This window comes from uncultured Phascolarctobacterium sp. (genome assembly GCF_934190775.1).
Lineage (GTDB): Bacteria > Bacillota > Negativicutes > Acidaminococcales > Acidaminococcaceae > Phascolarctobacterium_A.
Genome location: NZ_CAKPTG010000013.1, coordinates 55,917 through 72,796 on the forward strand (window position 1 = coordinate 55,917; position 16,880 = coordinate 72,796).

Genomic DNA, 16,880 nt, shown 5'->3' on the forward strand with positions numbered 1-16,880 from the left:
TACACTCCTTTAATTAAATACCTACGTTACCTTTGGAAACCTTGTTCAGAATCAGGTTACCAATCAAAACAATCAGCAGAATGATTACAGAAAGCACAGAAGCGTTCTGCGTATCTGCATAGGTCTGCAGTTCATACAGCAATACGCCGATGGTCTTGGTGTCACTGCCATACAGGAGCAAGGACATAGTCAGCTCGTAGAAGGACGGCATGAAAATCAGGAACCAGCCGGCAACTATGGACGGTGCAATAAGCGGCATGATGATATCCTTGCAGCAGCGCAGCCAGCTGGCACCGGAGTTCAGTGCAGCCTCCTCCAGAGAGATGTGCACCTGGCTCAGCGAAGCAGCGATAGTACGCACAGACATCGTCATGTATTTTACCAGATAAGCAACTACCATAATCCACATCGTGGAATACAGGTTCAAACCAAAATTACCGCTGAAGGTAATAATCAAAGCCAGCGCAATAACGATGGACGGGGTACTGCCACCGATTACTACCAGCAAATCCGGCAGGCTACGGCCTTTGATTTTGGTTTTAACTGCAAGATAAGCAATAAAGATAGAAATGAGTGTGCCGATGCAGGCAGCAATAACAGCGTAAACAACGGAATTCCAAACACTTTCCATGTACTGGGAGCTGGTGATAACCGGAATCCAGGCATCAAAGCCCAGGTTATCCAGACCAATCGGCTTGGACAGGGTAATAATCAAGCTTGTAAGCACGATGGAGCCCAGCGGAATGATAATGGAAATCATGCTGTAAGCGCCAACCAGGCAGAAGCAGGGCCATTTCCATTTACCCAGCTCAACAATGTTCGGACGGGTGCTCTTACCACTGATAGTGGTGTAATCCTTTTTACCAACCATCCAGGTCATACCGAACAGCAGGATGTTAGCCAGGAACATCAGGGAAGCAGCCAGCGCCGTAGCATCACGTACGCCCGCAGTATCGCCCATGTAAATATAGGTTACGATACGCGTGGTCATTACCTCAATGTTACCGGGCATACCTACGATAGCAGGGATACCAAAGCAGCTGCCGGCAGCAATAAATACCAGCAAACCGCCAGCCAGAATGGACGGAGCCATCAGAGGCAGGGTAACGTCAAAAACGGTACGCATCGGAGAAGCACCGCTGACACGAGCAGCCTCTTCCAAGGTCGGATCCATTTTCTCCATAGCACGGGAAATGGTGATGAAAGCAAAGGGAGAGTAGAACAAAGTCAGTACCCAACCTAAGCCGGCCATAGTATAAATGTCAAAGGGTGCTGTCTCCAGACCAAAGACAAATTTAAGAATCTCGTTCAAATAACCTACACTGGGGTTCAGCAGCTGTACCCAGGCAATAGCGCCTACATACGGCGGAATCATGTAGCTGGATACCAGCAGAGTACGGTAGATTTTCTTACCGGGCATATCAGTACGGCCAACAAGCCAGGCCAGCGGGAAGGTGATCAGCACGCTGACAATCATAACACCCAAAGAAAGCTCGATTGTATTCGTCAACGCACGCCAGTTGACATCCTGGCTATATACATTGCGATAGTTTTCCAAGTTAATTGCGCCATCCAGCATGATGCTGTCATACAGCAGAATTCCCATAGGGAAGATAACAAAGTATAAAAGCAACAGCACGGAGATAGCGATAACAATAAATTTACTGTTTATTCTTGACATAGAACGCTTCTTTCTCCTTTTTTAATACCTCAGAGCAATACCAAAAGCAAATTTTTGGCCCCTCTTTATTGAGCAGAAAACAGGGATGGCCTAAAAGGTCTCCCTGTTTCCGCTATAATTTAACTTAGCAACGCATTATTTATCCATAACTCTCTTACGGAATTCTTCTTTGATTTGAGCATTGTTGTTAGCCAGTTTCTGCCAATCAACTTTAATTCTGCCCTCAACAATTTTCTTGGTTTCTTCAGCACCGGTCGGAGCAGAAACGTCGCCGCGTACGGAGTGCATCCAGCCCTTAACAACTGCCTGCTGGCCTTCTTTGGACAGCCACCAGTCAACCAAAGCTTTTGCACCTTCAGGATTCTTGGTTTCCTTGAAAATAGCGATTGGGGAAGGAACGTTGATTACGCCATCGGTCGGATAAACAATCTTCAGAGGCTCTTTCTTGGTGTTAGCCAGCTTCAGAATGTTTTCTTCCAGAATCATTACAGCTGCATATTCGCCGGTCAACAGCTTGTTTTGAATAGCGGAGTTACCTTCTTCAACGCGCAGGCCGTTAGCTTTCAGTTTATCGAAATATTCCCAGCCATATTTGTCAGCCAGAGCGCCAACTGCTACATAAGCAGTACCGGACAGCATCGGGTTCGGCATTGCGATTTTGCCTTTCCATTTCGGATCGGTCAGATCAGTCCAGTTTTTCGGAGCTTCTTCCGGTTTCAGCTTATTGGAGTTATAAGCAATAATCATATTGGAGATACGAACGCCATACCAGTTACCATCTTTGTCTTTTTCACTGATAACGTTAGCATCTTCTTTGGATTTATACGGTAACAGCAAGCCTTGCTCCTGCAGTTTCAGGTAGTAGGAAGGATCAGCAACCATCAGAACGTCTGCAGCAATCTTTTTAGCTTTGATTTCGCCGGTAATCTTGGTGATTACTTTTTCGGTACCACCCTGGAACCAGTTAACCTTCATATCGGGGAAAGCCTTTGCTACGTTAGGTTTGCACATATTGTCGATAATATCAGGATAAATAGAGGTATAAACCATCAAGCTGCCTTTTACGCCAGCAGCCTTATTGTCTGCTTTTTTGTCGCCGCCGCCGCAGCCAGCCAAAGCTACAGATAAAGCCAACATTGCTGCTGCACCAAGCATCCATTTAGATTTTTTCATTTGCATACACTCCTTTTTTTGCATCGTCGTTGAAAATTATATTTTAGTGTGTTCCCATTCTACACCCATATTTGATAAATTCGTTGCAGGTCAGTTTTTACCTGCTTACACTTTACATTATTTTTACAAATAATTAACTTTTTGTGTCACTTTGACATTTATTAAAAGGACATTCCACCACTATATTACATTTGACATTTTTTGTCCTACATGGACCTTTAACGTCCCACTATTTTTCGATGCAAATAAAATTCAGTTCCCATGCAGGCACATAAGGATGCTTACGCAGATAAATCTTATACTCCGGCACCAGCTCCCACAAAAGCAAAGGCAAACGGAATAAATCAATATCATAATGGTACGCTGCCACAAACAGCTTCGGCTTACAGCTGCCAATGGTCTGCCTGCCTCCGGCAATAGCCTGTACCTCTGCCCCCTCAACATCCATTTTAACTATTGTCACGTCGCGTCCCGCCGCCACGCTATCAATCGTCGTCACTGGCACAGTTTTCTTCTCAGCGCCGATAAAGGTTGATTGCCTGCCGCCGCTGTCACTGAAGCCCAGCTCACCCTGCTCGTTCCAGATTCCTGCCTCACGTACCTCAACCGCCAGTCCTTTCGCCGCTAGCTCGTCTGCCAGCAAGCGTAGCTTGCGGCAGTTGCGGCGGTCCGGCTCTACCGCCAGCACCTCACGCCACTGCCAATCAGTCAGGCGTCCAAGCTCCTGTATCGTATCACCGTTATAGGCTCCAAGATCAAGATACACTTCATTAGATGTTGGTTGCAGCAACGTCCTGATATCATCCTCACGCTGCGTTTCACAGTCAAAAAGATAGCTTATCTTGCCGCTGAGCTTATAGTTCAACGTATCAGCAAACACTCTGCGTGACTGTTCATCAGCCAGTCGGTCATAAACCTGCTGCAATTGCTCCTCGTAGCGCTTAAGCCAGGCAGCACTTACAGTTTTCTCCTCGTCAAACAGCGGCAGATGCGGCGCCACCACCTCCTGCTCAGCAGCCAGCTGCGCAAAACGCTCCAGCACCTCCGGTCTTTCGCTGGCAAAGGCAATGACAACTAAAAGCTCATTGCCCAAACGTTCGCACAAAGCGTCATAACGCTCCACCGTAAAGCCGCGAAACTGCTGACCGCGGACAAATTCATCACTGGCAAATACACCTTGTACCTGCACGCTATTTTTCTCGCACCAATCAAGAATTTTATCAGCGCCATTGCCCATTCCATAAAGCACTATCGGCTTATGTGTCTGACGTAAAAGCTCCCAGACGCTCTTTGCTTCCTGCATAAAATTTAGCATAACATAACCTCTTTCCGTCTAATCATCTATTTCAGATAGCCTCAGCTTACTCACCAGGCGTTTCTTTCTGTTTTTTATTATACACTATCTTAGCTAGTGACGTTAACAATTAAATGTGTTAAAATAATAGTAATCGAAATGTTACATCTAATTCTGATGGAGGTTATAAAAATGTCACTGCTAGAATCCGGAGAAAATTACTTAGAAACTATTTTAATCCTAACAAAACGCAATGGCAGCGTACGTTCTATTGATATTGCTGAGGAAATGAATTTTACCAAGGCCAGTGTCAGCCGCGCCATGAGCATTTTAAAGCGTGATAACTATATTATCATGGAGCCGGACGGACGTATCCTGCTTACTAAAGACGGACAAAAAAAGGCTGCTGCAGTTTATGACCGTCACGTAACCCTGACACGTTTTATCAACGAGGTTTTGGGCGTTGACGAAGTAATTGCCGAAAAAGATGCCTGCCGTATCGAGCATATTATCAGCCCGGAAACCTTTGCCGGCATCAAGGGTATGCTGAAGGATTAACCTGAGGAAGCTTTTGGGAGGTCTGCCATGAAAAAATTATCCCTGTTCCTGCTTACGTTTATTATGCTGCTCTGCGCCAGCGTTTCCTGCTTCGCTAACCAACCCTATAAGCATCCTGACTACAATCTGCATACAGTGAAAGAGATTCATATCACCCAGATTGATAATCTTGAAGGAGAGCCGACGCGTCGCTTCAAGATTGATGAAAATGCAGAAACAAAAGTAATGGCTGCCATTTTACAGGCTGCAGGCCGACAAAAGCTGATTGCTACAGACGAAACACAAAAGCCACTGCCGGAATATCATAATGTTAAAGCCAGCCAGAAAAATTTAGCGCCCAGAGATTTAGAAATGCGCGTTACCATTAATCATTTCGGCTACCATACTGTTCGTGTTCCCGGTCATTTTGAAGATTACACTACCCAGGAAACACATTATTACTATGACAAAGAGGGTAAACGCCACTACTGGACGGAAGACGTTGTCCGCCAGCGCTGGGTATCGGAAAGCTATCATCCATATGCCTATATGAGCATGATTTATAACTTTTACGATATGGACGACGGCACGCTCGTCGCTTCGTTCAGTGACAGCCGCGACCGCGAATATGAAAACGATCCTGCAAATGGTATGCTCGGACGCTCTCTGAAGGACTGCTTTAGAAAAATCTTTAAAAAATAATTTTACAACAGACTGCTGATAACAGCAGTCTGTTTTTTTATTACAACTTCATAATAGCAATTCTTATTATTTTTGTTGACATCTCAACTATAAGTGATATAATACAGAGAAGTAAGGTTTATAAAACAACCTTCTACTATTTTTGATGATTTATGAATACAAAGGAGTGCTTTCAAAATGAAAAGTCTGAAAAAATTTGCTGTTGCATCTATGACTTGCGCTGCCCTCTTAGGCTTTGCTGCTACCAGCCATGCCGCATATCAACTGAACGACGAAGTTAAAGACGCTACCCCGGCTCTGCTCATGGCATCCCAAATCGGCGTAAAAACCAATGTTAATCCGGCCCTGGCAAACCTGCCTGATAAAGACGCTATCGTTGTTATGAGCTTCGGTACCACCTTTAAAGACAGCCGTGCTAAAACTATCGAAGCAACCGTAGATGCTATTAAAGCTGCTCATCCTGGTGTAAAAGTAGTTACTGCTTTCACCTCTCATATTATTATTGACCGTATCAAAGCTCATGAAGGTCTCACCATTCCGACACCTGAAGAAGCTCTGGCTCAACTGAAAGCTGAAGGCTACACCCGTGTTGCTCTGACCTCTCTGGATATTATTCCGGGCATGGAATATGCATACAAAGATGCAGTTTATAACCTGCACAAAAATGACTTCAAAAAAATGACCTTCGGTACTCCGCTGATGTATTGGCAAGGCCAGGAAGGTCAAGCTGACGATATTACCGAAACCATGAAAGCAGTTTCTACTCAATTCCCGAAACTCGGCAAAAAAGATGCTGTTCTGATCATGGCTCATGGTACTCCGCATCCGTCCAATGCTTACTATGCAGTAATGCAAGACCGTCTGAATGAGCTTGGCTACACCAACGCTTACATCTTCTCCGTAGAAGGCTGGCCGCATCTGGACACCGTTACTCCGCAACTGAAAGCTAAAGGCATTAAGAACGTAACTCTGATGCCGCTGATGATGGTTGCAGGCGACCATGCTAACAACGATATGGCCGGTGACGAGCCTGATTCCTTTAAATCTCAACTGCAGGCCGAAGGCTTCAAGGTTAACACCTACATCCACGGTCTGGGCGAAAACGCAGCAGTACAAAAACTGTTCGTTGAAAGAGCAAACGATTCTTGGGATGCTCTGGAAGCTAAATAATTTACTGACCAAGTAATTCATTTCTTTCACACCTTTTTACTCTCCGTCCGCTTGTCTGGGCGGAGAGTATTTTTATAATATAAATTAATTCAGGAAGAAGAGGTGCTACAGATGGATAGCAAAAAAGCTCTGGTGGTTATCAGCTTCGGCTCCACCTTCGACGAAACCAGAACCCACGATATCGGCGGCATTGAACAGGCCTTGGCCGCAGCCTTCCCTGCCTACGACCAGTATCGTGCCTTTACCTCCGTAATTATCCGCAAACGTCTGGCTGAACGCGGTATTAAAATCGACGATACGGAAACAGTGCTGCAAAAGCTGGCAGACGCAGGCTACGAAGAGGTAGTACTGCAGCCGACGCATCTGCTGCATGGTGAAGAATTCGAACAGAAGATTCTCAGCCTCAAAGAAAAATTTACCGCTAAATTCCAAAAAATTATTATCAGTCAGCCTCTCATCGTTAACGATGAAGACTACAAACTGGCAGCAGCAGCTATTGCCGTTCAGATTCCGCCCCTAGCGGCAGACGAAGGCGTAGTCCTGATGGGCCACGGCACACCGCGCAACAACAATAAAGCGCACGGCTATACCTACGTTAAACTGCAGGAAATCTTTGACTCTATGAATTTCCCTGTTATCGTAGGAACAGTAGAAGAAGAGGATACTCCTAATTTTGAAGCTGTCCTCGAAAAGCTGCAGGAACGCAAATATAAGCATGTACATATGTATCCTCTGATGGTTGTTGCCGGCGATCACGCCAACAACGATATGTACAGCGATGAGGAAGACAGTTGGAAGACTCAGATTGAGGCTTTGGGCATCAAAACAACCGGCCACCTGTGCGGTCTTGGCCGTTCCAAAGCTATTCAGGCTATTTATATCCAACATGTTTTACGTGTTTTGTCTCTAGAAGATTGACATTTATTAATAATTAACTAAAAAAACCTGCATTCTGTCCCCTTCATGGGGAAGAATGCAGGTTTTTTATTGCTTAATGCAACAAAGTTATGCTATAATGGAATTGCCTAAATTTTTGTAAAATAAATCTATAAGAGAAAGGGATGATGAAAATTGGGTATTGTTATTTCTGCAATTATAACTTTTTGGGTTGGCTATTTGATTTACAAAAAGTACAAACCACAGCCTGTGCTCTTCATGGGCGGTATTATTATGATGTATATCGCTGCTATGCTGGGTTACAGCCAGATTTTAGGAGCTAAGGCAACAACAGGCTCCGTAATTTTCGATGCCTTTGAATTTATCCGCGCAACCTTCAGCTCTAACGTCGGCAAACTTGGCCTGAACATTATGTCTGTAGGCGCTTTTGCTAAATATATGGATAAAATCGGCGCTTCCCGCTCTTTAGTACGTTTAACCATCAAACCGTTGATGGCTTTAAAATCCCCCTATCTGGTAATGAGCGGCACCTGGATTATCGGCATGCTCATCGGTCTGTGCATCAACAGTGCCTCCGGTCTGGCAATGCTGCTGATGGTAACTATGTTCCCCATCCTGTTGGGCTTGGGCGTAAGCCGTCTGTCCGCAACCGCTGCTGTAGCAACCACTCTGTGCTTCGACTGGAGCCCCAGTGACACCGGTACTATCCTCTCCGCCGAAACCGCAGGCGTTGACCCTGTAGTTTACTGGAGCCATTATCAGGTTCCTATCGTTGCTGTAGCCTTTGTAGTTGTAGGCGTTCTGCATTACCTGACTCAGAAATATATGGATAAACGCGACGGCCATATCGTGCAGCCGATGCAGGTTGAAAAAATTGAAGAAGAAGCAGATAATGCACCGATGTGGTACGCTATCCTGCCGGTAATTCCTCTGGCATTGATTCTTTCCTTCAGCTCTCTTTGGATTACCACTATTAAGATGAACATCGTTATGGCCATGTTCATCGGTATGACTATCGGTGTTATGTGCGAGTACGGCCGTTGGCGTGACGGTCAAAAGGTTCTGGGCGATATTCAGACCTTCTTTGACGGTTTAGGCATGCAGATGGCTAACGTTATTACCCTGGTTGTTGCAGGCCAAACCTTTGCTAAAGGCCTTGTATCCATGGGTGCTATCACCACTCTTATCGACGGCAGTAAAAACTTAGGCTTCGGCCCGATGGCTATGATGCTGGTTATGGTAGCAATTATCGCTGTATCCGCAATTGTTATGGGCAGCGGCAACGCTCCCTTCTTCGCATTCGCCGCACTTACTCCGGCAGTTGCAGCGCACAGCGGCCTGCACCCGGTACTGATGCTGCTGCCGATGCACTTTGCAGCTTCCATCATGCGTAACTGCTCCCCGATTACCGCAGTTATCGTAGTATCCTCCGGTATGGGCGGCGTTTCCTCCTTTGATCTGGTAAAACGCACCGCAATCCCCATGGCCGGCGCTATGATCGTTACCATCGGTATGACCTTCTTCTACTACTACACCGGTTGGTAAGAAGCAAGCAGCGTTAACTGTTAAGTAAAAATTTTATAGTATTATAACCCCCGCTGTTCCACAAATAATGTGTAACAGCGGGGGTTTATTGTAACCACGCTAAAATATTTTTCTTTTACCTTAACAATCTACATTTTCACTTTGCTGCAAGAAAAAAATTGCCTTCTGCCGTTCTATCTCTGCACGTAATTCCTCTTCCGTAGGCAAATAAAGCTTATATTTAGCTGCAAAAAGCTGCTCATTGCCATGCAACATAGAATATTTAGCTACATCAGCATTTGTCTCTGCACAAAGCAACAACCCGAGTGTTGGATTATCGTCAGGACGACGTTTAAATTCATCATACATTTTAACATACATATCCATCTGCCCGACATCCTGATAGCTAAGCTTATCTGCTTTCAAATCAATCAAAATAAAGCATTTTAAAATATAGTTATAGAACACTAAATCAATATAATAATCTGCTTCGTCCGTATGAATATGTTGTTGTCTGGCAACAAAAGCATATCCTTTTCCCAACTCCATAATAAATTTTTGCAAATTAGTTATTATTCGCTCCTCTAACTTACTTTCTGTGAAGCTACCATCCTGTTGTAACCCTAAGAACTCCGTTACCAGAGGATTTTTAATAAACTCCAGCTTATCCTGCTGATAAACACTGGTTCTTTCGCGCATTTCTGCTATAACAGTCTCTTTTTTCTGTGATGCCAGCAACCGGTAATAATATTGTGTGTCTATATTACGTTGCAAGGTACGCACAGACCATGTTTGCTCATATGCTTCCTTTTCATACCAAGCACGAGCTATTTTATCCGACACACTAAGTAATACTCTATAATGAGTCCAGCTCAATAAGTTTTCACATTTTCCACTCGCTGAGTGGAAAATGTTCGGATAATCCTTATAAAACGAATAAAATGAGTAAATATTAGTTTTAGTAAACCCTTTACCATATTTTACCGTCAAATCCTTGGCAAGCTTTTTTATTACCTGCAAACCATACTCTGCTCTACTGCCATTTTTTATTACTTCCTGCTCTATACGATAACCAATCAACCAGTTCCGCTTAAGTAATGCAACATTTATGGCTTTATAAGCATCATTTCTTGACTGCTCAATAATATGTCGCATATCCGATAAAATATCATTGCTTGTTATAAAATCAATTTTATTTTTTTCGTCTGTCATAGCATCACCTTCCGTCAATTTATTCTTCAATACAATTATAGCATACTTATCTATGTGCTAATACTATTTTTATATAATGCTAGAATGCAATTATAATAAACTATATTAACCATCATTTCTCTTTACTCTAATACCAAAACAGTGTATGATTATTATATAAATTATTAACGAACGAAAGGAGCTTTCCCTATGTTTATCTGTGATTGTCACTGTGACACCCTTACCGAATTATATAAGAAAGGCACCAGCCTTTACGCTAACGATCAGCATTTTGATATTCAGCGCCAAATCGCTCTCGGCGGCGGCCTGCAATTCTGTGCTATCTTCGTACCTACACGCGAATTCCGCTATTACGGTGGTCTGCGCTACACCCTGCAGCTACTGGACAAATACCTGCAGGAGGTAAAGAAGCTTCACGCAGACGGCATCGATGTGCTGCAGGTGCTCACGAAAGAGGACGCTGCTGATGTGCTCAACCACAAGGCTGCAACATTGCTTGCCATCGAAGAGGGCGGCGCTATCGACGGCAGCCTGGAAGCACTGCGTTGCCTCTACGCCTTAGGCGTGCGCGCTATGACGCTCACCTGGAGCAACCGCAACGATATTGCTGATGGTGTCAACGAAGAAAGCAGCGGCGGCGGTCTCACCGTTTTCGGCCGTCAGGTAGTTGCCGAAATGAACAAGCTCGGTATGCTGGTTGACGTTTCCCACATCGCACCCGCAGGCTTCTGGGACGTTATCGAGACTAGCAGCAAGCCCATTATCGCAACTCATTCCAATGCCAAGGCTCTTTGCCCGCATCCGCGTAACCTGGATGACAAGCAGATTCTGGCAATCAACGAAAATGACGGTCTCATCGGCGTTACCTTTGCCGGTCAATTTTTAGAACACGATTACAACGATGCCTGCATCGAAAGTATTTACCGCCATATCGATTACATGCTGAACCTCATGGGCAATGATGACCATATCGGCTTCGGCAGTGACTTTGACGGCATCAGTCATCCGCCCTATAACCTGCACGGTGTGCAGGATTACAGCGCTGTTTACGAATACCTTTCTAAAAAATACAGCGCCAGCACCGTTGAAAAAATCACCCATAAGAATGTGCTGAACCTGCTGCAAAAGGTGCTGTAAAAAACACCTTCCATGCATTAACGCAACTAAAAAGCCATACCTCGCTAAGCAAATTGCTTAGCAGGGTATGGCTTTATTTGTTGTCTGAAACTGCTTATTTCTTTTTGGTGCTGCTCTTAGCTTTAGCATCATTAGCATTAGCTATCTGTGCCCAATCACGCAGCATATCAGCACAGGCTGCTGCATAAGCGCCGGCACTGCCAAAAGCACCTGCATCCTGCGTATACAGACGGAAAACCTGAATATCGTCATAATAGATATCCGCCGTACTGCCGTTATCATAAACTACAAAATGATTTGGGTTGACCGGTCCGCGCTGACGCACGTTCCACAATCCGCCTGCAAGCATGTAGGCACGATATTTACCCTTAGTGTTGCCAATGCTCTGCCCAACGTTAAAGGTCCAATTGCCCTCGGTAACAGTCGCATGGTCGTCATCCTTAACTATAACATCAGGATGAATATCATATTCCTTAAGCTGCTTCATAACGCGCTTTACACGCTCCTCCGGCTCAGGATGGCTGCTGAACAGACCGTAATTGGCGCCGCCGCCCTGCTTGGACAAATCATCAAGCTTCCACACGGTAATCAGCATGCTGTAGGGATTGTAACCTGCTGCAATGCTGTTCTTTACGCCTTCCTTATCGGCACCGCGTTCGTCTGTACGGCTGTAACCGGCAAACAACGCCTGCTGTGCTGCCTGCACAAGGCCCATGCCCTGTCCACGCGTAGCAGCTAGCAGAATCAGGGAGGTCCACATTTGCTTTTCAATTGCATTGACAGTATGCTTTTTTGCTACGTGTCCTACCTCATGGCCAAGCACGCCAGCCAGCTCCATATCTGTCGGCATATAGTCAATCAATCCCTTATACACATAAACAAAGCCGCCGGGGCAGGCCAAGGCATTGACCTCATTGTTATTGAGCACCTTAAAGGAAAAGGTGATGTCATCACGTCCGCAAACCTTAGCCAGCCTTTGGCCGATGCGGTTAACTCTTTCCTGCAGCGCATAATCCTGCGAAACACCATATTGAGCCTCCAGCTGCTGCGCTGTCTGCTGCCCCATTTCAATTTCCTGCTCTCTGCTGATTAAGCCCGCCTCTGCAGGGTTAACGCCTACAAACAGGCAGCAGGCAAAAACAAATGTCATAAAAAGCTTTACTATCTTCCTCATATTGGCCTCCTGCTTCATAAACACACTACAATCAAAAAATCCTAGATTGCGCCCTCTTCATGTAAAGCGCTGATTTCATTATCATTATATCCCAGTTCCTGCAAAATATCCAGCGTATGTTCACCAAGCTTAGGCGCTCGCATGCGAATGGTACTTACATCTTCACTGAACTTCACCGGACCGCCGATATACTGCAAATTCCCCAAGTCACTGTCTGCTTCCTGCAGGATATGCTCCTGCGCCGTCAGTTCACTGTCCAGTGCTTCCTCCAGGCTGCACACAGGCGTTACGCAAAATTCTGCGCCGCCGATAAGCTCCAGCCACTGCTGCTGAGTTTTAGTGGCAATTTTAGCAGCCACAAGCTGCTGCACCTCCTCCTCATGCGCAAAATCATATTGGCGTTTTTCCAGCTCAGGACATTCGATTAAATCGCAGAAGCGCTGCCAGAACTTAGGCTCGATAGTACCAACCGTCATATATCTGCCATCTGCGGTACGATAAATATTATAGTAATGTGCTATGCGGCCAAAGGGCTTTTCGCCTGTTTCCCTGCAGCCCCACAAAGCACTGATGCCCGTCACCTGCATAGACAGTGCCGTAGCATACAAATTAACATCAAGCCACTGTCCTTTGCCAGTACGTTCGCGCGCCAACAGCGCCATAGAAATCGCACTTAAAGCATTCAGACCGCTGCCTACGGCGCTCACCTGCACCTCAGATACGCAGGCTCTGCCAACATCATCAAGATTATTCAGGCCAGCCAGACCGACAACGTTCAGATCGTGCGCCGGCTTATGCGATTTCTGCCCGAAGCCGGTAATCGAGCAGTATACAAGCCGCGGATTGATTTTATGCACACTGTCATAATCGAGGCCATAGCGCGCCAGATATCCCGGGCGGAAGCCCTCCAGAAAAACATCGGCCTCCTGCAGCAGCTTCAGCAACAAATCACGTCCGCCATCCTTTTTAAGATTCAGGGCAACGCCTCGCTTATTGCGGTTCAGCATCAGATGCCAGTAGCTCATGCCTTTAGTTTTTTCAGGCCAGAAGCGACGCGTCGCATCACCCTGCAAATCCTCAATTTTGATAACATCTGCACCGTAATCGCCCAGCAGCATGCCGCAATACTGTCCCGGCAGCCACTTGGAAAAATCAATAACCTTAATACCTTCTAACAAAGCCAACTTTATCACTCCTGTTCTGCTTAATAAGTTTTTATATTCTGCAAGATTTTCTTCTAAATCCATTTAAATATGTTCACAAAACACCTATTTAAATGCTATAATATAGTTACATCATTGTTAGCCACACATAACTTTCCTATGGAGGTTTTTATATGCAAACCCGCAAACTGACATCCGCCGCGCTTTTAATTGCTATCGGCACACTGAGCGCTCATTTAATATATATCCCGGCAGGTGTCTCCAAATGCTTCCCTGTGCAGCACGCCATCAACGTTATGGGTGCAGTCCTTTTAGGACCAGATTACGCCGTTGCAATTGGCTTTATCATTGCCTGTCTGCGCAACATGCTGGGCACAGGCTCACTTTTAGCCTTTCCCGGCAGTATGATTGGCGCAGCACTCGCAGGACTGGCCTACAGCCGTTACAAAACACTGACAGCAGCTATGGCTGGCGAAATATTTGGTACTGGCATCATCGGCGGCTTCGTCGCCTGGATTATGGCCACCCTGCTTTTAGGCAGCAAGGCTGTAGCCTGGTTCTTCATCCCACCGTTTTTAGTAAGCACCATTGGCGGCAGTATTATTGCCTGCCTGTTGCTCAAGACCGGTTTTTTCAAACAGCTCAGCAGTAAAGAGGATAAGTAACATGAACTTCGGTGAAATTGTCAACTTCCTTCTCTATGCCTTCAGCGGCATCTGCTTCGGCGTTTTTGCCTCACGCTACAGTGTCTTCAGTGCGTTGCACATCAAGGGCAAATGGCAAGAGGAAGGCATTAGCTGTCTTTTCAGCTGTTTACCGCAGCTGCTCTTTCTCAGTGTAAGCTTTTTCCTTTTTCCGACTTGGTTTATCAGCAAGACTCCAACCGGAGGCTTCTTTTATTACGCAGTACTCGCATTCTTTTTTAACAAAGGACTGCGTCTAAACAATAAAAAGTAAAGTAGGTGATAAAATGACACACGTCCACAATCATACCTTGCCGCTTCCTGGCAACGATGACGAAAAATATATCCAGCCCATGGCTGATATTTTTAAAGTCCTCAGTGACCCCACCCGTATCCGCATTCTCTCCCTGTTAGCACACCAGGAGATGTGCGTTACCTGCATTGCCGATGCACTTGGCATGACACATTCCGCTATTTCGCATCAGCTGCGTCTGCTGCGTGCCACCAACCTGGTAAAATTTACCAAGGACGGCAAAGAGGTTATCTATTCTCTGGATGACAGCCACGTGCTCAGTCTTTTCGACCAGGCACTGGACCATGTAAAACATAAGGTTTTATAAAATTTATTGGCGCTGTAAAAGCGCCAATTTTTTTATGCTGTTAAAGCGCACTGCGCCACTGGCGGATAATCTCACTCTTATAAACCGAGGTCCAGCTCAAATCATCTACCGGCACGCGGACATTGCCTATAAGCTCCCGGCGGCCATCATTGTAGGGATATTTTTTTACATGCCACATATAGTGATAACCGTTGGCAGGCAAAAGCTCTACACCCGCATCACTCATCAGAAAATCCAAAAAGGCGCGCGCCTCCTCCGAATGCTCTGCACTACGCATAATGGCTGCACCGGTAAGCATTGTACGATTGGCGTCCTTCACTACCGTTGCAAACAGATGACGATGACGTGCTTCCATCTGCAAAGCATAATCCAACGGCACTATGGCAACCGTCTTTTTGCCTATATAGACAAGGTCCACAGCCTCGCCAAAGCCTTTAGTATAAACCGGCTGCTGTGCATTAAATTTAGCCGCATAAGCCAATGCCTGGTCGCCGCCGCGCAACTGCCAGATGCTGGTAATCATGCCATAGCTGGCACCACCAAGATTAAAATCAGCAATAGCCAGCTCATCCTTAAGCTGCGGTGCCAAAAGCTCATCCCAGGTTTCCGGCGCATATAAGCCGTAAGCATGCAGATTGTTTTTGTTGCTCAGCAAAGCAATATAGCTCAAATAAAGACTCGTCCATTGACCGGTGCGATTGCGCAGCTCTGCCGGCACCTTGTAAGCTTCCTTGGCGATATAAGGCTGCAGAATATGCTGCTCATCTGCCATAAAATATTCCTCACTGGTGCCACCCAGCCATACGTCAAATTTGTGCTTGCGCAGGTAATCCAAACGCTCCTGCTGCGTGCCGCCCGGAAGATAGCTTATCTTTACTTTTACGCCCGTATTCTTACTGTAGCTGTCGGCAATAACCTCCGTCAGCCTGGTGCCCATACTGCTGCAGAGCTGCAGCTCCTTAGGCTGAGGCTGCTGGCTGCCGCAGCCTGCTGCGAGCAAAGCCAGCAGCATCAAAATGTATATCATAAATTTTCGCATTATCTTTTCCGCCTTTCGCTATGCTATTATTATAGCATGAACGCCAAGCTTTCTCCATATTTAGAAAGTACGCAGGTTGTCATAATGCGCATGCTGCTTTATAATGAAATGCATCAGCATACAAAACTTACCGTGAGGAGATTACCTATGAGCTTCGACAAAAATAGCATCTATGCTCTGCTTAACAACAAGCATATACATTTCACATATACAGAACATCGGCCGGTTTATTCTATGGAAGAACTTGATGCACTGGAGATGCCTGCCGGCGCTGTTATCTGCAAAAATTTATTTTTGCGCAACAGCAGCGGCAAACAGCACTTTCTGTTGACTGTTCCGGCAACTACGCCTGTTGATCTTAAGCAGCTGGCCGCAAAGCTTACAAGCTCCCGCCTCAGCTTCGCTTCGGCAGAGCGTCTGGAAAAATATTTAGGACTGCAATCAGGCCTGGTTTCTCCCTTCGGCCTGTTGAACGATAAGAGCAAAAGCGTTATCTTCGTCAGCAGCAAAGACCTCCCGCCAGCGACCATCATTGGCATTCACCCTAATAATAATACTGCCACTGTCTGGCTTGCCTTTGGCGATTTGCTTTCATTGCTGTCTGAAATGAAGGTAAAAGTGAAGCTGGTAGAAATGTAAGAAAAAGCATACTTGCGTAAAATGAGCGTTAAGACTGCCCTCTCTGCGTCTAAATAATCCTGGACTTGTAACGTTTTTCCGCACTTTTTACAATCTTTTTGTCACGTTTTTCCGTACTTTTCACGCCTTATCTGTCACGTTTTTTCTAAAACAAAAACGGTTCTATGTCAAGTTTTGGGGTCTTCAATAATTTAACACCCTAAAATCTGTAAAATTACTCTTTACAACTTAAATA

The 16,880-nt window shown here is 45.6% G+C and carries 17 protein-coding genes; 10 read left to right on the top strand and 7 right to left on the bottom strand.

The features are described from left to right. Positions 1-13: 13 nt before the first annotated feature. From Q0G26_RS08005 to Q0G26_RS08015, 3 genes are all read right to left on the bottom strand, one after another. On the bottom strand, positions 14-1,681 hold the full coding sequence (locus tag Q0G26_RS08005; RefSeq protein WP_293722512.1) for an iron ABC transporter permease: 1,668 nt from the start codon (positions 1,679-1,681) through the stop codon (positions 14-16). Between the two features lie 135 nt (positions 1,682-1,816). Beyond that, positions 1,817-2,854 (bottom strand): ABC transporter substrate-binding protein, encoded by a 1,038-nt coding sequence (locus Q0G26_RS08010; RefSeq protein WP_293829717.1) that lies wholly within the window; start codon positions 2,852-2,854, stop codon positions 1,817-1,819. A 229-nt stretch (positions 2,855-3,083) separates the two neighbouring features. Beyond that, positions 3,084-4,169 carry an FkbM family methyltransferase gene (locus Q0G26_RS08015; protein ID WP_293829719.1) on the bottom strand — a complete coding sequence of 362 codons (1,086 nt, stop codon included), beginning with the start codon at positions 4,167-4,169 and terminating at the stop codon, positions 3,084-3,086. A gap of 177 nt (positions 4,170-4,346) precedes the next feature. Here Q0G26_RS08015 and Q0G26_RS08020 point away from each other — a divergent pair, with 177 nt between their 5' ends. From Q0G26_RS08020 to dcuC, 5 genes are all read left to right on the top strand, one after another. Beyond that, the gene (locus tag Q0G26_RS08020; RefSeq protein ID WP_366517760.1) at positions 4,347-4,706 is read left to right on the top strand and encodes a metal-dependent transcriptional regulator; all 360 of its coding nucleotides are present in this window, start codon (positions 4,347-4,349) and stop codon (positions 4,704-4,706) included. 27 nt (positions 4,707-4,733) lie between these two features. After that, the gene (locus Q0G26_RS08025) at positions 4,734-5,387 is read left to right on the top strand and encodes a hypothetical protein (protein WP_293829724.1); all 654 of its coding nucleotides are present in this window, start codon (positions 4,734-4,736) and stop codon (positions 5,385-5,387) included. 177 nt (positions 5,388-5,564) lie between these two features. Further along, the gene (locus Q0G26_RS08030; RefSeq protein WP_293829726.1) at positions 5,565-6,557 is read left to right on the top strand and encodes a sirohydrochlorin cobaltochelatase; all 993 of its coding nucleotides are present in this window, start codon (positions 5,565-5,567) and stop codon (positions 6,555-6,557) included. Positions 6,558-6,668: 111 nt separating this feature from the next. Further along, complete coding sequence (locus Q0G26_RS08035) at positions 6,669-7,475, top strand: sirohydrochlorin cobaltochelatase (RefSeq protein WP_293829729.1); 807 nt, start codon at positions 6,669-6,671, stop codon at positions 7,473-7,475. A gap of 153 nt (positions 7,476-7,628) precedes the next feature. Next, positions 7,629-8,999, top strand: a complete 1,371-nt coding sequence (gene dcuC, locus Q0G26_RS08040; protein ID WP_293390007.1) for a C4-dicarboxylate transporter DcuC — start codon at positions 7,629-7,631, stop codon at positions 8,997-8,999. 120 nt (positions 9,000-9,119) lie between these two features. Here the strand turns inward: dcuC and Q0G26_RS08045 are convergent, their stop codons facing one another. Then, positions 9,120-10,190, bottom strand: a complete 1,071-nt coding sequence (locus tag Q0G26_RS08045) for a PDDEXK nuclease domain-containing protein (protein ID WP_293829731.1) — start codon at positions 10,188-10,190, stop codon at positions 9,120-9,122. 189 nt (positions 10,191-10,379) lie between these two features. On the opposite strand from Q0G26_RS08045, the gene Q0G26_RS08050 reads away from it, so the two are divergent. After that, on the top strand, positions 10,380-11,327 hold the full coding sequence (locus Q0G26_RS08050) for a dipeptidase (RefSeq protein ID WP_293829733.1): 948 nt from the start codon (positions 10,380-10,382) through the stop codon (positions 11,325-11,327). Positions 11,328-11,421: 94 nt separating this feature from the next. Here Q0G26_RS08050 and Q0G26_RS08055 read toward each other — a convergent pair whose 3' ends face one another. After that, a complete protein-coding gene (locus tag Q0G26_RS08055; protein ID WP_293829734.1) occupies positions 11,422-12,501 on the bottom strand; it encodes a M48 family metallopeptidase in 1,080 nt (359 codons plus the stop codon). Positions 12,502-12,542: 41 nt separating this feature from the next. Further along, on the bottom strand, positions 12,543-13,685 hold the full coding sequence (locus tag Q0G26_RS08060; RefSeq protein WP_293829736.1) for a CoA transferase: 1,143 nt from the start codon (positions 13,683-13,685) through the stop codon (positions 12,543-12,545). Between the two features lie 152 nt (positions 13,686-13,837). On the opposite strand from Q0G26_RS08060, the gene thiW reads away from it, so the two are divergent. From thiW to Q0G26_RS08075, 3 genes are read left to right on the top strand one after another with little or no spacing between them, the layout of a single operon-like run. After that, complete coding sequence (gene thiW, locus Q0G26_RS08065; protein WP_293829738.1) at positions 13,838-14,329, top strand: energy coupling factor transporter S component ThiW; 492 nt, start codon at positions 13,838-13,840, stop codon at positions 14,327-14,329. Between the two features lies 1 nt (position 14,330). After that, positions 14,331-14,621, top strand: a complete 291-nt coding sequence (locus Q0G26_RS08070; protein WP_293829740.1) for a hypothetical protein — start codon at positions 14,331-14,333, stop codon at positions 14,619-14,621. Between the two features lie 13 nt (positions 14,622-14,634). Then, positions 14,635-14,967 (top strand): metalloregulator ArsR/SmtB family transcription factor, encoded by a 333-nt coding sequence (locus Q0G26_RS08075; RefSeq protein WP_293829742.1) that lies wholly within the window; start codon positions 14,635-14,637, stop codon positions 14,965-14,967. Between the two features lie 40 nt (positions 14,968-15,007). On the opposite strand, the gene Q0G26_RS08080 is transcribed toward Q0G26_RS08075, so the two are convergent. Beyond that, a complete protein-coding gene (locus tag Q0G26_RS08080; protein WP_293829744.1) occupies positions 15,008-16,006 on the bottom strand; it encodes an extracellular solute-binding protein in 999 nt (332 codons plus the stop codon). 147 nt (positions 16,007-16,153) lie between these two features. On the opposite strand from Q0G26_RS08080, the gene Q0G26_RS08085 reads away from it, so the two are divergent. Beyond that, positions 16,154-16,645: a prolyl-tRNA synthetase associated domain-containing protein gene (locus tag Q0G26_RS08085; RefSeq protein ID WP_293829746.1), complete on the top strand. Its 492-nt coding sequence runs from the start codon at positions 16,154-16,156 to the stop codon at positions 16,643-16,645. Positions 16,646-16,880: the final 235 nt, after the last annotated feature.

What these genes read in the sequence shown, in the direction of transcription:
- Q0G26_RS08045 (WP_293829731.1), bottom strand. Translation starts at nt 10,190, where the DNA reads ATGACAGACGAAAAAAATAAAATTGATTTTATAACAAGCAATGATATT.
- Q0G26_RS08075 (WP_293829742.1), top strand. Translation starts at nt 14,635, where the DNA reads ATGACACACGTCCACAATCATACCTTGCCGCTTCCTGGCAACGATGAC.
- Q0G26_RS08055 (WP_293829734.1), bottom strand. Translation starts at nt 12,501, where the DNA reads ATGAGGAAGATAGTAAAGCTTTTTATGACATTTGTTTTTGCCTGCTGC.
- Q0G26_RS08080 (WP_293829744.1), bottom strand. Translation starts at nt 16,006, where the DNA reads ATGCGAAAATTTATGATATACATTTTGATGCTGCTGGCTTTGCTCGCA.
- Q0G26_RS08030 (WP_293829726.1), top strand. Translation starts at nt 5,565, where the DNA reads ATGAAAAGTCTGAAAAAATTTGCTGTTGCATCTATGACTTGCGCTGCC.
- Q0G26_RS08005 (WP_293722512.1), bottom strand. Translation starts at nt 1,681, where the DNA reads ATGTCAAGAATAAACAGTAAATTTATTGTTATCGCTATCTCCGTGCTG.
- Q0G26_RS08050 (WP_293829733.1), top strand. Translation starts at nt 10,380, where the DNA reads ATGTTTATCTGTGATTGTCACTGTGACACCCTTACCGAATTATATAAG.
- thiW (WP_293829738.1), top strand. Translation starts at nt 13,838, where the DNA reads ATGCAAACCCGCAAACTGACATCCGCCGCGCTTTTAATTGCTATCGGC.
- Q0G26_RS08085 (WP_293829746.1), top strand. Translation starts at nt 16,154, where the DNA reads ATGAGCTTCGACAAAAATAGCATCTATGCTCTGCTTAACAACAAGCAT.
- Q0G26_RS08070 (WP_293829740.1), top strand. Translation starts at nt 14,331, where the DNA reads ATGAACTTCGGTGAAATTGTCAACTTCCTTCTCTATGCCTTCAGCGGC.
- Q0G26_RS08035 (WP_293829729.1), top strand. Translation starts at nt 6,669, where the DNA reads ATGGATAGCAAAAAAGCTCTGGTGGTTATCAGCTTCGGCTCCACCTTC.
- Q0G26_RS08025 (WP_293829724.1), top strand. Translation starts at nt 4,734, where the DNA reads ATGAAAAAATTATCCCTGTTCCTGCTTACGTTTATTATGCTGCTCTGC.
- Q0G26_RS08015 (WP_293829719.1), bottom strand. Translation starts at nt 4,169, where the DNA reads ATGCTAAATTTTATGCAGGAAGCAAAGAGCGTCTGGGAGCTTTTACGT.
- Q0G26_RS08010 (WP_293829717.1), bottom strand. Translation starts at nt 2,854, where the DNA reads ATGAAAAAATCTAAATGGATGCTTGGTGCAGCAGCAATGTTGGCTTTA.